This is a genomic window from Selenihalanaerobacter shriftii (assembly GCF_900167185.1).
Taxonomy (GTDB): domain Bacteria; phylum Bacillota; class Halanaerobiia; order Halobacteroidales; family Acetohalobiaceae; genus Selenihalanaerobacter; species Selenihalanaerobacter shriftii.
Map to the genome: position 1 here is coordinate 44,110 of NZ_FUWM01000004.1, position 14,616 is coordinate 58,725.

Consider the following 14,616-nt stretch of genomic DNA (forward strand, 5'->3'; position numbering starts at 1 on the left):
AATAATACAGTTCATTTAATTTTTTAAAATTAAATTTTATTCAATAATTGACCTGTTTCTTCTTCAGTATATACTTTGATTCCATTTCTTTTAAATAAAGCAGCTGTTATTCCGTCACCTTCTTTTAACTTTCCATCAAAATTACCAGAATATATTTGACAGCTACCACAAGAAGGACTTCTAGCCTTAAGCAGAGCTAGGTTAACTCCATTCATCTTAGCCTGTTGCAATGCTTGATATGCACCTTCAATAAAATCACTAGTTAAATCTCTTCCATGCTTATCTATTACTTTAGCCTGCCCATCTAATACATCATTTCCATCCCCTTCTTGAATCTCAGCTGGTGGGCGCGGAATAGGCAACTGTGCTAAACTTTCTGGGCAAATAGGAATCACCTGTATATTTTCAAATAACTTTAGTGCCTCTTCATTTTCATTGTTTTCGCCATTATATTTACAATCAAATCCTAATAAACAAGAACTAACTAAGAGCATAATTATACCCCTTTCAAAATTTACTCTCCACGGTTCTCCTCTTTAATCATTGTTGGTTTCCGTAAATCATTACACCCACATTCTTGTTTGGAGTCTATATCTCTTAAAGAATTTAATAAAATGTTTCCGATTACCTCCCCTTCATTATGAAAGAGATCACTTAATTCATCGTGAGTCCAATCTTCTACAATACCTTCAGCATAATTCACCACCAAATAAACTGCAGCATAACAAGCACCAATCTCTCTAGCTAAATAAACTTCTGGACACATAGTCTGACCTACAACATCAGCCCCAGCCTGCTTATACATCTGAATTTCAGCCGGACTTTCAAAATGTCGTCCTTCAGTAACTACATAATTCCCTCTATTAAATGCTCTACCAATAGTATTATCCTTAGATGCACCATATAGGGCTTGATGCAGGTCAGGACAGACGGCTTGCCTCATCATTAATAAATAACCTTGATTTAAATCTACATCTTTTCTTAAAGATTGATCTATATAATCAGTAGGGACAATTACATCTCTTGGTTCTAAAAGATGATTAATTGCTCCTACTCCACCTTCCGCAAATATTTTCTTGACTCCCGCCTGCATAAAGACCCAAAATATCTGTTGTGATGACTCACTACGACTTAAATCTTCTTGCCATTTTCTCCAACCATGCATCTTACAAGTAAGAACACGCTTTTCTCCTAATTGGAATAGTTTAAACTCCGGGCTCTTTCCATATGGAGTATCAAATATTAATCCTTTTTCTAGAATTTCAACATCATCAGCAGATAAGTCTTCAGGAAATCTTAAAGAGTAAGTACTAGAACCACCAATAATTGCATAATTAGCTTTTGGAATATTTTTAGCCATAATTAACACCTCTTTTTGTATATTGCTTAATCAATATAACTCTATACTTAATATTTTATATTCTATACTCATTTATTCCTTCCTTTAAAAATTATCAAATAATCAAACTTTTATTCACTGCTTTAGCTACTTTCTCTAAATCATCTATTAATAAAGCAAAATCACTTATAGTTAATGATTGCTCTCCATCACAAAGAGCTTCTGCTGGGTTAGGATGCATTTCTACAATAATACCATCAGCCCCTACACTAATCCCGGCTTTAGCTAAAGGGTTAACTAAGCTCCTTTTTCCTGTTCCATGACTTGGATCTATAATTACTGGTAAATTGGTCAACTCCTTTACTAAAGCAATTGCATTTAAATCTAAAGTATTTCGTGTAGCTGTCTCAAATGTTCTAATTCCTCTTTCACAGAGTATAACATCTGGATTACCATGAGAAATGATATATTCAGCTGATAATAACCATTCTTTAATAGTTGCTGCATAACCTCTTTTTAACATCACTGGTGTATCAACTTTTCCTAATTTCTTTAATAAACCATAATTCTGCATATTTCGAGAACCAATTTGCAGAATATCAGCATAATTATCTACTAACTCAATAGCTTCCGAATCTATTACCTCAGTAATTATTTTAAGTCCTTTTTTTTCTCGAGCTTCAGCTAATAACTTTAGCCCTTCTTCACCTAAACCTTGGAAACTATATGGTGAGGTGCGTGGTTTAAAGGCTCCACCTCTTAGTATTTGACCTCCATTCTTTTTAACTTCTTCTGCTGCCTTAAGTATCTGTTCTCTACTTTCCACTGCACAAGGTCCAGCCATTACTACTAATTCATTACTACCGATTTTTAACTCTCCTATCTTAACTTCTCCTTTATGATTCTTAACTTTTAAATCTTTTAACATTATTTATCCCTCCAATTTTAATATTTTTGATTTAATAATATAAAAAGCCTACCTTGTTCCTCGTTAGGACGAAACAAGATAGGCTAAATTTCGTGATACCACCCTAATTAGTTACGTAAAATTATAATGTAACTCACTAGTTTTAATTAACGGTCATTCCACCGATATAACTTACTGAATTTCAGTTATACAGCTCCAGAGCGAAATTTTAACTAAAGGTCTTTAGAGATGCTTACAGCCGATGACATCTCCTCTCTTAAAAGGATTTCCTTTAATCTACTTAACTCTTTCATAGCCTTTAAACCATATTTAATTTTAGAATAAATAAAAAAAGCTCTTCATTTCTGAATTCAGAAACGAAGAGCTTATTATTCGCGTTACCATTCTGATTAATTAATTATAGGTTATAGATAACCCTGCAATTAATTCACCTTACTTAAGATACGGGGGTAGACTACCCTTAATATCTCATCCCCTAGATAACGGAAGAATTCCGGCTGAGTCTACTTATATTTCAACTAGCAACTCCAGAGAGAACTTCAGCATTAAACTTTAGGCTAAGCTCCCACTAACCTTAGCTCGCTTTACTATCATTTAAAACCTACTTTTCTCCTTCATAGTCTTTTCTTTATCATATTTTTAATTATTATAACAGTTATCTACTATACTGTCAATAGAATAATATGGAATATTATAAATTATTACTTTAAAAGTTTATTAGCATCTTCTATAGCCTCAGTTGATTCTAATTGTTCATTAGAGCTCTCAACTTGATTATTAATATCTTCTAATAATATCTCTTTAGCTTCTATAATTCTACTTACATTCTCTTTTAATTGGTAAGAAGCTTCTGCTACTTCATCAGTTTGACTAGCAACTTCTTCAGTCGTAGCTGAAATTTCTTCTGTTGAAGCAGTCATCTCTTGATTTCCGGCTGCCTGTTCTTCTATCACCTTTACAATATTATTTACTGTTTCAGTTATCTCTTTGACTTCACTTTCTATTAAATTAAAAATACCTTGCACGTTATCATAAGTTTCTGCTTTCCTTTTATCCTGTTTGCCAACCATAATAGCTATGGTGGAATCGGCTGATTCTTTTATACCAGAAATAACTTTCTTTATATTTTCAGCAGTTTCTGCACTCATTTCAGCTAACTCACGTACCTCTTCTGCTACTACTGCAAAGCCTTGTCCTTTTTCTCCAGCTCTAGCTGCTTCTATAGCAGCATTTAAAGCTAATAAATTTGTCTGTTCAGTTATATCCATGATTCTACTAGACATTTCACTAATATCTTCTATTTTATTATTAAGAGCAAATATAGATTCTACACCTTGCTCTACTATATTATGTCCTTGCTCTACCCTACTACTAGCTTTTTCAACCTTATCATGCACTCCAGAAATCGAATCTAAGATATTCTGTGATTTACTAGATAGCTCTTCAACTGTACTTGAAATATTAACAATTGAACTTGAAACTTGATTAATAGCAGTCGCAACTTCATCAGTATTTTCATCCATAATTTCAACAAATTCAGAAGCATCATTTATAGAACTCTCTACTTCTTTAGCAGAATCTAACATTTCGTCTGTTCTTTCTTTCGATTTTTGGGCTTCATCCACAGCTGAATTAGTAGCATCCTTTATCTTGTTTACTACTGTATTTAAATTTTTATTAAGTATTAATCCTATTAATATTCCTATTAAGCCACATACTAAGCTAAATATAATTGTCTTCTGTTTAATAACTTGAACCTGTTTAGAGACATTGTCTATCTCTTGATTAACTTTATTCCAAGTCTTAGCTCCATTTTGTTTAGTCAATTCAGTAATTTTATTTCCTAATTTATTCATCTTATCATAATATTTAGGGTCATTACTTAAAGTATAATTTAAAAGAGCAGTCTCGTAATCTTTCCTTACTTTTAAGATATTATCCAATGCAGTTGTTAAATCTTTATCTTCAACTAACTCCTTCTCTTTTTTAACTAAGCTTTCTAATTCTTTAAGATTTTCTTTTACTACTTTTAATTCACCTTCTCCTACTAACCACTTATATATCCCTAATCTAGTCTCTACTGTCTTTTGTTCAATAGGAGCATTATTCTTAGCAATCGGAATTGCCCTCTCTTTAATATAAAAGACATCTTCTTGTATGCTACTTGTATTAAGATATACTAAATAACCATTAGCTACTATTGCAATGACAATAATTAAAAAAGCAAACTGCATTTTACGTGTAGCGCTGATATTAAAGGATTTCACATATCCTCCTCCTTTGTTGTTTTAATTTTTTTCTATCTTCTGCATATTACTTTATAATCATTATAATTAAGAGCCTCAACTTATACTGATCAAGTCAAGACTCTAATTATTAATTCTTTAAACTATTTTTGAATAGGTAAATTTGATTCTTCCCAACCTTCTATTCCCATAACTAAATCTTTAGCATTATATCCTAACACTTGTAATGCTTCTGTAACATAAGCTGCTCTAATCCCAGTCTTACAATAAGCCACTATTAATGTTTCTTTATTAGGTAACTGATCTAGGTTATCCATTACTGAACGAATAGGAATATTTACAGCTGTGGGAATATGTCCACTTTTATATTCCGCCGGCTCCCTTACATCTAATACAAATATATCCTTACCTGTCTTCAACTTGAAATTTACACCTCTAGCAAAAATTACATCAAAATCTTCAGGAATATTATTAAGATAATTTGTTAATTCTTTCTTCACCTGAGGTGAAGCAGCACTTGCCATACTTGAAAACGTGAAAATCATAACTATCACAAGAGTGACTAAAATTAATCTTTTTTTATGCACATCTTACACCTCCTTTCAAGTTCAACATTAAACAATTTATTTTAAAAACAAACATTTCTAGCTTCAATTTCTGATTTATTATTTTTATTTATGTTAATTTATTAATATTGTTCATAATATTATATATATTGAGTAAATATAACAAAAAAGCCTTCTTTCTTAAGAAAAAAATTTAAAAATATTTAATTAAAAGAATACAGGGAGTTGTAATTATCATGTAGAATAAATAAATATAAGAATAATACTCACAAAGGAGGAAGTTTATGTTCAATAATGCAAGTTTAAAAATCATATTGGTTGCTTTGTTATTAATTACTATTGGAAGTTTATCGATTTATAGTCCTATTATTCAAGCAGGAGATATTGGAGAGCAATTTTTAAAATTATTTGGGGTAGGTTTTGTAGTAGATAAATTTGCTAAACCACTCAATAGTTTTATTAATACACTCACCTTAAATAACGGAGTACAAATTAAGAATGCAACTAAAGTAGTTCCTATTGTTACTGTTGGTTCCGGCTCATATGTAGGAGCTGTTCAAGTCTCTGGACCATCTGAACAAGTTGCTAAGGTGAAAGCAGTTGCGCAACTAGAAGGTGATTTTAAAGATGGATCCTTTCGAATTAAGGCTTTAGTGCCAGTCAATACTAAGAATCCATTAAATCAAATAGATAGAATAGAAGGAGTAGGAATCACAGCATTAATAGATATTGGAATTTAAAGTACAAAAAGTCAACATGTTATCCACACTTCTAAATTAAATATAGTTTCCTATATAAAAAGAAAGTCAATAGGCAACCTGCTATATAAGCAATTAACTTATATAGCAGGTAGAAAATACTCAGGAACATGTTGACTACTTTTATTGATTGCAAAGTTTATTCTGTAACCTCTTCTATGCATTCATAAATTATATCTAACATATCTTGTAATTCTTTCTTTGTGCTACATAAAGATGGCATAAAGACTACTACACTACCTAAAGTTCGAATAATCATTCTTTTTTCTCTAGCCTTCATACAAACTTTAGCCCCTATTTTTTTCTGCCAGTCATATGGTTCTTTAGTTACTTTATCTTTAACTAACTCTATACCTATCATTAAACCTCTCTGTCGCAGATCACCTACATGATCTAATGCACCAAATTCCTCTAGCTTGTCTGCAACCTCTTTTATTTTAGGCTGAATCTTACCAATTACATCTTCATGTTCACAAGCGAACATCTTTCCGGTTCTACCAAAACTAACGGCTCAATTATTAAAGCAGCTATCTCATTATGATTCTCCTTTAATATATCTTCTAACAAACCTGTACTTAATTCCATGGGATCACGTTCATTTCCAATCATGATCGGGATAATTGCACTCTGACTAGGTACTAATTTATATCCTAAATCTGTTAAACCTGTTTTTAATAATCTGATATTTCCCCATAATTCCTCCAAAATTTCGCAATTATTTCCCAGGTAATCTAACGAGGCAAGACTCGCTGCTATAGTTCCAGGTGATAAAACTGTAGAATAAATAAATGTTCTTGCCTTTAAGATTAAAATGTTCAACTGTACCGGCTCCTTCTTTACCTAATACTCCAATACCATGAGCATCACCTACTGCTGTGGTAAGCACTCCTACATTAGCCATGTAACCGGTATTAAAGATAATTGCTGCTTCAGCACCTTTAAATTCTGCTACATTAGTTGCGGGTTTTATAAAGAATACCCGACCGCATTTTTACTCTCCTTACTTATTAAATTAATCCTAAGTCTTTAATCATTTGAATATCCTCTGTTGCTTCTCGGCCTTTAGTAGTTAAATAGTTACCAATTAATAATCCATTCACTCCTGCTAATACTCCTAGAGACTGTAAATCTCTTAAATTATCTTCACGACCTCCACCATATCTAATTAACTTATCCGGCAAAATAAATCTAAATATGGCTATAGTCTTTAAAATTTCTAATGGTTCCAATCTTTCATTATCTTCTAGAGGAGTTCCTTCTACTGGATTAAGAATATTAATCGGTACAGAATCTACGTCCAGCCTTTTTAATTCAAAAGCCATTTCAATTCTATCTGCAAAACTCTCACCTAAACCGATAATTCCACCACAACAGATTTCTAATCCTACTTCTTTGACATTAGCAACAGTCTCTACTCGTTCTTGATAATTATGAGTTGTACATATTTCTGAAAAATAACTCCGTGATGTTTCTAGATTATGATGATACCTATTTAATCCTGAACCTGCTAATTCTTCAGCTGCCTTCTTACTTAATGTTCCTAATGAAAGACAGACTTTTAAATCCGTCTCTTGATTCAATCGTTTAATTACTTTAATTAATTTCTGTACTTCACCGTCACTTATTACACCTTTACCACTAGTAACTATCCCAAAATGGTCTGCTCCCTGCTCTTCCTTCTTTTTAGCCTTTTCTATTATCTCATCCTCAAGTAACATTGAATAATCTGTTACCTCTACGTCATAATGAGCAGATTGAGCACAGAACTTACAATCCTCAGAACAGCTTCCGGATTTAGCATTAACAATAGAACAAAAGTCTATCTCTCCATCGGTAAATTTATCAGTTATCTTTTTAGACATGACAATTAAATCTAATATCTGGTTATCATTTACTTTACTTAACTCTTTTGCTTCTTCTACCGTTATATCTTCGCCCACCATTACTTTATCAAAGATTTCTTCTATTCTCTCCATATTATTAAACACTCCTCCTAAAGTTATGTTAACTATTTAATTAAATTGGTTGACAATAAAATTAAAAAATAATTGCAAATCAAAAGTTAATACTATTATATAAATAATTCCAGAGTATGTCAACCCAATATTAAAATGCGTTAACGCAAATTTGTACCTCTTCTTTAGTTAACAATTAACAATCAGTTTATAATTAAATCCTAATGCTACCTAGTTAATCGATTAATTGCTTTCTCTAACTCTCCAATTACTTCTTGGTCTTTCTCCTTATCCAAAGCCTTCTTTAATGCTTCTACTGCAATAACCTCACCTATCTCTCCTAATGCCCAAGCAGAGTGAGCTCTAACAATCGGCTTAGGGTCATTTAAACCTTCTATTAAATGAGGTACTGCTTTATCATCTTTTAAGTTACCTAAAATCACAGCAGCATTACGTTGAATGGACCGCTTACCCCGCCAATTCATAGGAGTAGGCATGAATTTTTCTTTATATTCTTTATTTGTTAATTTTAATAAAGATGGTAGATGAGGATAAGCTTCTATAGTCTGTGGTAAAAATTCTGGATGATTCCCGCTTTTTACTTCTTGATTATGGCAACAGACTTCTTGACAAGTATCACATCCCCATAATCTAGTCCCTATCTTCTTCCTATCCTTTTCATCAAGATAACCTTTACTTAAAGTAATGTAGCCTAAACATCTATTACTATCTAATGTATAATCATCTTTAAGTGCTCCCGTAGGACAGGATTCAATACATTCCCTACATTCTCCACATTCTTTCTCTAATTCAGAATCTATCTCTAATTCTAAGTTAGTAATAACTCCGCCTATAAAGATCCAAGAACCGTATTCTGGATTAATGATACTACAATTCTTCCCTTGCCAGCCAATTCCTGAACGCCGAGCTAAGGCTCGATCAACTGTCGGTCCAGTATCTACAAATTTTTTAGCTTGCACTTGATCTGATTTAGTATGTAAAAAATCTATTAATTGATCCAACTTATCTCCTAATACTCTATGATAATCTTGGCCCCAAGCAAATCTAGATAACTTGCCTCTTAAGCCTGAATTGGATTGCTCATCATCTTCTAATTCTACTTTATATGAAATAGCACAGACAATAACTGTCTTAGCTTTAGATATTACTTGCTTAGGGTCAGTAATTAATTCTAAATCATCATGAACAAATTTAGAAAGATACCCTTGCTCTTTTGCTTTCTTTAAGAATTCTCTAATTTCTAAAAAAGGCTCTGTATCTGTAATTCTAATATCATCTATCCCAATCTCTTTAGCATGTCTCTTAATTTCTTCTGTTAATGTCATCTTACCCCTCAATTCTACACCTATAATTCTATCTTCTACTCTATATCTTAGTTCCTTTCGGTGGTGTGAATCTCCTTTTGGATAATTCGTTATCAAGCATTAAAAGTCCTTGACTATCTTCAACTATTCTCTGCACCTTCTTCAATAAATTCTTTGCTTTATGCTCTTCTTCCACTTGTTCATCAACAAACCATTTTAAGAAACTGGCAGTAGCATATTCATGTTCATTTTGTGCACACTTTATCATCTTATATATCCGCTCAGTCATATATTCTTCATGGTCTACGACAGCCTTAAATGCTTCTTCAATAGACTCAAATTTACCTTTAGGCTGCTCAAAGGTACGGATTTGGATTTCTTCCCCTATCTTATCTATAAAATCAAAGTACTTCATGGCATGAAATCTTTCTTCTTTAGCTTGCTCTAAAAAAAAATGAGCAATGCCATCTAAGTCTTCCTTCCTAAAATAGGCAGCCAAGGCTATATAATAATGACTTGAATAAAACTCATACTTTAATTGTTCATTTAATTCATCAACTAATTTTTTCGATAACATATTTTATCTTCCCTCCTAATACACTATTTTTGAATTAATTATGTAAAAATCTTAAATTCACTCTTAATAATACTTTTCCCATCATCCTCAATTACTATTACAGTTCTATGGACTATATTGTAGAATCTGATTGGATAAAAAGGTATTAACCATTTAATCATGAATATAAAAAATACAGATAAAGTTCCATATAATTGCAAGGGAGGGCTAATGTAAGATGAATATTACTCAAGTAGATACTAACGAAAAACTAATTATCTTAGCAGGTACTCTAATCGATGGTACTGGCGAGGAACCGCAAGATAGCCAGGCAATAATTATTGAAGACCAACTAATTCAAAATATCATTCCCCAGAATAGATTAAATAATTACCCTAATATTAATGAGTATCAACAAATCGATTTAAATGATTTAACTATATTACCGGGATTGATTGACTCCCACGTTCATTTAGCTTTAGATGGAATAGATTTTAAGAAGACTACTGAAGAATGGGATTCACCAGCTAAAGTACAGAGTAGAATTGAAAAAGAATTAGCAAATACTTTAAACCATGGCATAGTGGCTATTAGAGACGGCGGTGATAAAGCAAAGATAGGTTTAGAAAGTAAGAAAAAAGTAAATCAAAATGAAATTGCAGGACCACAGATTATTGCCACTGGGCAGGCTGCATATAAGAAAGGCAATTATGGCTCGTTCTTAGGTCCTGGCATTAACTGTCGCAAGGGTATTCAATCAGAAATTAGTAGGCTTACTCAACTAGATATTGATCAATTAAAAGTATTGGTTTCAGGAATAGTCAGCTTTAGTGACTATGGCAAAGTAGGAGATGTTCAGTTTACTAACAAAGAATTAAAATATATAGTTGATTTAACACATCACTTAGGATTAGAAGTAATGGCTCATTCCAGCTCTAATGAAGCTGTAGAAGTCTCTATTGAAGCAGGAGTAGATACTTTAGAGCATGGTTATTTTCTAAGTGAAGAGTCATTAAAAAGATTAGCTGAAAAAGAAATCCCTTGGATTCCAACTGTTGTACCGGTTGCTAATCAATTAAAAGTGCCACAAGATTATTCAGAAGATGGATTAGATGTTATCAAACGCACTTATGAATTACAGTTGGAGATGATAGATAAAGCCGCAGAATTAGGGGTTAAACTAGGAATCGGTACTGATGCTGGAGCCTATCAAGTTCGCCATGGACTCTCTTATTATAGAGAGTTAGAATTATTTAATCAGACATCCCTAAGCCCTTTAGAAATCATTAAAGCAGCTACCTATAATAATGCTGAAATAATAGAGTTAAATGATGAATTAGGTAGTATAGAAATAGGAAAAAGAGCAAGCTTAATCGGGGTTAAGGATAATCCTTTAGAAAATTTATCTACTTTAAAGAAACCAGAAAGAGTTATTTATAGTCCAAATAATCAACAGGTTAAAAATGAGGAATTGCATGCATAGAACAAATATAACCCCTCAGAATTCTGAGGGGTTATTCTAATAACTTATTTTGTACTAAAAGTCTTACAATCTGTGTCCTGATGTCCATCATTTTGAATCTCAATTTTACCTGCATCACAAGCCTTCTGCTTATTATAAATACATTCTGTTACTTCACATCCTACTTTAGCCACTATTTCTCACCTCCAATTAGATATTCATCCGTTGAAAGTCACCGCAATTAGTATCATCGGTACCGTCTTTTGGTAACTCACCTTTAGTTACAGTAATCCCTTCTAATTTACATTTGTTAGGCTTACCATGATTATCACAGTTCTCAGCGTAACAGATAATTTCTGTCATGTTACCTCCTCCTTTACTTATACTTATCTTTCTTATATTATTCTTCAATTATATCTTTATATGCATTAAGTTCCTGAATAATTAAATGAAAGTTTAATGTTTTTTAATCAAATTTTGAACATGATTAATTGGTATAAGCCACTTTAAAATGGAGCAGACTGGAATAAATAAAAAATATAGTTAAGGCTGTTTTATGTTTGACCAGCGAGAGTTTAAAATAGCCCATATTTTCCTTTATGTAAGTCATCACGGAATTTGTGGGCGTTATCAATTAATTATGTGATAACCTTATTTTTCAAAAACTAAAAAGAGACCTTTAAAGCAGGCCTCTTTACATCCCAATTAATTATTCATCTTTGTCGGTCTTAGATTCTAATACCTCAAACTCTTTTTCAAGCTTTGTTAGCTCTTTCTTACCTTGATAAATACTAATCTCAGCTGTATATTTACCTGGAGTTAATTTCTTAGCTATTCCAGTGATTCGCTGATTCTTAAGCGGTAGAATCTCCTCTGTGCCTTCTGGCAAATTAAGTTTAACTCGTTCTACAAATTTATCTTCATTATCTTTAATTATCATCTTTGCTTCTGGACTACAGAATATATTTCCATTATTGAATAAATCTAAAGAAAGTAATTCTCCTTCCTTTATGGAACTAGTATGTAAACTTCTAGCTTGCACAGCATAACTATGATCTTTACCAACTACAATTGAAACTGGAACCTGCTTCTTAGTTAAAAGCTTCTTTGTCTCTGAATCATAGGCTTTTAAATTAATATTAGAATGATAACTACCATCTTCTACATTCCTAGGCACTGCTGTAGTCAATATTGCTCTACCTTTTCCTCTTCCTCGGAGAGTAAACTGTCTTCTACCTCGTAATTTTAACCATTCTAAAGCAGAATATTTATACTTCGATTCTACCTCACTACCGTCTACTACTACGACAGTATTTTCACCAATCTCACTATTCAATCTAATAATTTCACTCTTCCGCTGTCCTGGTTTAAGTTTTAAATTCAATTTCTTAGGCTCTACAGTGAAAGCACCGATTTCATCAGCACCTGGAAAATTGAAGTCTCCCTCTTTTATATCTAGCTGTTTAGACTTAATAATCTGACCATGGTCACCATATCTAAAGAAGACTCTTAAAGTATATTCACCAGATGTCAATCGTTTAGTAATCTCTCCTAAATAATCTACTTTGCTACCTGGGTGCATTCTAGTCTGACTATTTTTACGACTAGACTTACTCTCTAAAGTTATTCTTTCTACTAAGCGGCGCTTAGAATCACGAATAGTAGCTTCACCTAGGACTAAATAGTCCCAGGCTGATGGATTCTTTAGTCTTGCTTTGACAATTGGCTCTCCTTCTTTTCCAGAAGTCAGCTTTAAATCCTTTAGCTTTGCATCTGATCGTAACCCAGGCCTGTCTACTCTAATATTAAGGCGAACTGCATAACGAACCATAAATCTAATTCCATTCTTTTTCTGAGTAGTTTTTTGTGGTTCTACCATGATTACTACTGTATGAGAGCCTCCAGCATTAAAAGGTACTTTTACTCTACCAGAAACAGTTTGTTGCTGACCAGGATAAATTTTTACTTCATCATTCTCTAACTCTACCCACTTAGCAGCTAAAAAAGATTCTGTATCAGATTTTTGATAAGTAAGACTACCGTTAGTAAGTTGTACTGGCTGATATAATGAAAGTTTAACTAATTCTTCACTACCACTAGGAGTAAGATTTAAGGTGAATTCTTTAATATCACCAGGTTGCATACTCAAATCAATTACTAAAGGTTTTACACCAACAGCTAAGCCATTTTGAGTAAATATTAAAATAGTAATAATTATAATTATTATTTTTAGCATTAAAACATGCTCTGATTTTTCTTTCAATTTCATATAAACTGAACTAATATCCATAATTATCTCCCCCTACCTTATAGCCTATAATTATCTTAACTCTATTATGTTATTTACTTATCATATAAAGCTATAAATAAAATTTTGTTTGAGTTAATTATTATTCATTATAATCTTAAAAACTTACATAAATTGTTAGTTAAAATATTGTCATATATTTTATTAATAATACAAATTAATATTATTACTAACTATTCAGCTATTAATTTAAATACTAATGCTAAATGTAAACCTTTACATTAAACTTAAAAGCTAATAATGTCATTAGTTAAATTATATCTTATTTGAATTTTAATTTATTCACTTGCTGATAATATCATTTATATTAAAAGAAAGGCGAGATTTTAGTCTCGCCTTCTTAATATATCTAATATTTATAAAGTTTGTGGAGCTGCTACTGTCAATTGAAGATTAAATTCTTTGTCACCATCTGTTGCCTCTAATTCCCACCAGTCTTTATCTGTGAACCATTGAGCACCTAAATAAAGAGTATAATTATTGTTACCTGCATCAGAATTTAATTTACTAGTCCAACCATCACCATCATTTGCTCCAGACTTTACAAAAGAGTCATTTCCATTTTGAAAGTTTTGATTCTCATCAGCAAATGTCATATATGGTGAGACTATAGTATCTCCTCTATCGCCACCAGTCCATACTTTACCTTCAGGAACCATTCCTTGAAGTAACGAAGTCAACCCTTCTGTTGCAGTTATAGTTACAGGAGTATTAGACTTAACATTAAACGGAAAGAAATGACTTGGTCCATCACCATTATTATCTACATTCGGAGCTAAAAAAGTAAAATTATAACTAGCCTCATCAAAACCAATCTCTGCATATTCCTCAACTGTTAAGTCAACTCCAAGTACACTTTTATCTAACTGTTCAGCCGCCATAGAAACCACACTCATACCAAATACCAACATCATCGCTAATCCGAAAATCATTAATTTTTTCATTAATTTTCTCCTCCTCATTGGTTATAAATTACTCGCGGCCGGGTTCACCATTGGCTCCCTGCTACCCTATTGGTGACCAGTTAAAGGATAACACTTCTTCGCCTCCTCGATCGCTCGTTTTACTCTTGGCCGGTTTCATCACTAGCTCACTATCACTCCATTGATGACCAGTTAAGGAATGACAAGTCTTAGCTTCCAATGAGTAAGAAGTTTATACGTTCTTATATTT

Annotated in this window: 16 protein-coding genes, 1 riboswitch and 2 other annotated features; of the genes, 2 read left to right on the forward strand and 14 right to left on the reverse strand. The window is 32.4% G+C overall.

What is annotated here, in order from left to right; genetic code table 11:
- Nucleotides 1-29: 29 nt before the first annotated feature.
- From B5D41_RS01595 to B5D41_RS01615, 5 genes are all read right to left on the reverse strand, one after another.
- Nucleotides 30-494, reverse strand: a complete 465-nt coding sequence (locus B5D41_RS01595; protein ID WP_078808852.1) for a 2-thiouracil desulfurase family protein — start codon at nt 492-494, stop codon at nt 30-32.
- 20 nt (nt 495-514) lie between these two features.
- Nucleotides 515-1,360 (reverse strand): MTAP family purine nucleoside phosphorylase, encoded by an 846-nt coding sequence (locus B5D41_RS01600; protein ID WP_078808853.1) that lies wholly within the window; start codon nt 1,358-1,360, stop codon nt 515-517.
- A 94-nt stretch (nt 1,361-1,454) separates the two neighbouring features.
- A complete protein-coding gene (gene aroF / locus B5D41_RS01605) occupies nt 1,455-2,267 on the reverse strand; it encodes a 3-deoxy-7-phosphoheptulonate synthase (protein ID WP_078808854.1) in 813 nt (270 codons plus the stop codon).
- Nucleotides 2,268-2,328: 61 nt separating this feature from the next.
- Nucleotides 2,329-2,569: a binding site (T-box leader), on the reverse strand.
- A gap of 47 nt (nt 2,570-2,616) precedes the next feature.
- Nucleotides 2,617-2,894: a binding site (T-box leader), on the reverse strand.
- 74 nt (nt 2,895-2,968) lie between these two features.
- On the reverse strand, nt 2,969-4,534 hold the full coding sequence (locus B5D41_RS01610) for a methyl-accepting chemotaxis protein (RefSeq protein WP_078808855.1): 1,566 nt from the start codon (nt 4,532-4,534) through the stop codon (nt 2,969-2,971).
- Nucleotides 4,535-4,656: 122 nt separating this feature from the next.
- Complete coding sequence (locus B5D41_RS01615; protein ID WP_078808856.1) at nt 4,657-5,100, reverse strand: rhodanese-like domain-containing protein; 444 nt, start codon at nt 5,098-5,100, stop codon at nt 4,657-4,659.
- Between the two features lie 263 nt (nt 5,101-5,363).
- On the opposite strand from B5D41_RS01615, the gene B5D41_RS01620 reads away from it, so the two are divergent.
- Nucleotides 5,364-5,819 carry a hypothetical protein gene (locus tag B5D41_RS01620; RefSeq protein ID WP_078808857.1) on the forward strand — a complete coding sequence of 152 codons (456 nt, stop codon included), beginning with the start codon at nt 5,364-5,366 and terminating at the stop codon, nt 5,817-5,819.
- Nucleotides 5,820-5,976: 157 nt separating this feature from the next.
- Here the strand turns inward: B5D41_RS01620 and B5D41_RS01625 are convergent, their stop codons facing one another.
- The 5 genes from B5D41_RS01625 to B5D41_RS01645 form a co-directional block, all read right to left on the reverse strand.
- Nucleotides 5,977-6,321, reverse strand: a complete 345-nt coding sequence (locus B5D41_RS01625) for an aminotransferase class III-fold pyridoxal phosphate-dependent enzyme (protein WP_078808858.1) — start codon at nt 6,319-6,321, stop codon at nt 5,977-5,979.
- Complete coding sequence (locus B5D41_RS01630; protein ID WP_078808859.1) at nt 6,294-6,656, reverse strand: aminotransferase class I/II-fold pyridoxal phosphate-dependent enzyme; 363 nt, start codon at nt 6,654-6,656, stop codon at nt 6,294-6,296. The genes B5D41_RS01625 and B5D41_RS01630 overlap by 28 nt, the downstream gene beginning before the upstream one ends.
- Nucleotides 6,657-6,844: 188 nt before the next feature.
- On the reverse strand, nt 6,845-7,813 hold the full coding sequence (gene bioB, locus B5D41_RS01635) for a biotin synthase BioB (RefSeq protein ID WP_078808860.1): 969 nt from the start codon (nt 7,811-7,813) through the stop codon (nt 6,845-6,847).
- Nucleotides 7,814-8,019: 206 nt separating this feature from the next.
- A complete protein-coding gene (gene queG / locus B5D41_RS01640; RefSeq protein WP_078808861.1) occupies nt 8,020-9,138 on the reverse strand; it encodes a tRNA epoxyqueuosine(34) reductase QueG in 1,119 nt (372 codons plus the stop codon).
- A 40-nt stretch (nt 9,139-9,178) separates the two neighbouring features.
- Nucleotides 9,179-9,694: a ferritin gene (locus B5D41_RS01645; protein WP_078808862.1), complete on the reverse strand. Its 516-nt coding sequence runs from the start codon at nt 9,692-9,694 to the stop codon at nt 9,179-9,181.
- Nucleotides 9,695-9,911: 217 nt separating this feature from the next.
- Here B5D41_RS01645 and B5D41_RS01650 point away from each other — a divergent pair, with 217 nt between their 5' ends.
- The gene (locus B5D41_RS01650) at nt 9,912-11,156 is read left to right on the forward strand and encodes an amidohydrolase family protein (RefSeq protein ID WP_078808863.1); all 1,245 of its coding nucleotides are present in this window, start codon (nt 9,912-9,914) and stop codon (nt 11,154-11,156) included.
- Between the two features lie 44 nt (nt 11,157-11,200).
- Here B5D41_RS01650 and B5D41_RS01655 read toward each other — a convergent pair whose 3' ends face one another.
- The 4 genes from B5D41_RS01655 to B5D41_RS01670 form a co-directional block, all read right to left on the reverse strand.
- Complete coding sequence (locus B5D41_RS01655) at nt 11,201-11,329, reverse strand: DUF1540 domain-containing protein (protein ID WP_159442866.1); 129 nt, start codon at nt 11,327-11,329, stop codon at nt 11,201-11,203.
- 16 nt (nt 11,330-11,345) lie between these two features.
- On the reverse strand, nt 11,346-11,498 hold the full coding sequence (locus B5D41_RS01660; RefSeq protein ID WP_078808865.1) for a DUF1540 domain-containing protein: 153 nt from the start codon (nt 11,496-11,498) through the stop codon (nt 11,346-11,348).
- 346 nt (nt 11,499-11,844) lie between these two features.
- Nucleotides 11,845-13,425, reverse strand: coding sequence for a COG1470 family protein (locus tag B5D41_RS01665; RefSeq protein ID WP_078808866.1), 1,581 nt, complete (start codon nt 13,423-13,425; stop codon nt 11,845-11,847).
- Nucleotides 13,426-13,799: 374 nt separating this feature from the next.
- A complete protein-coding gene (locus B5D41_RS01670; RefSeq protein ID WP_078808867.1) occupies nt 13,800-14,387 on the reverse strand; it encodes a hypothetical protein in 588 nt (195 codons plus the stop codon).
- Between the two features lie 119 nt (nt 14,388-14,506).
- Nucleotides 14,507-14,593: riboswitch (cyclic di-GMP riboswitch) on the reverse strand.
- Nucleotides 14,594-14,616 lie beyond the last annotated feature (23 nt).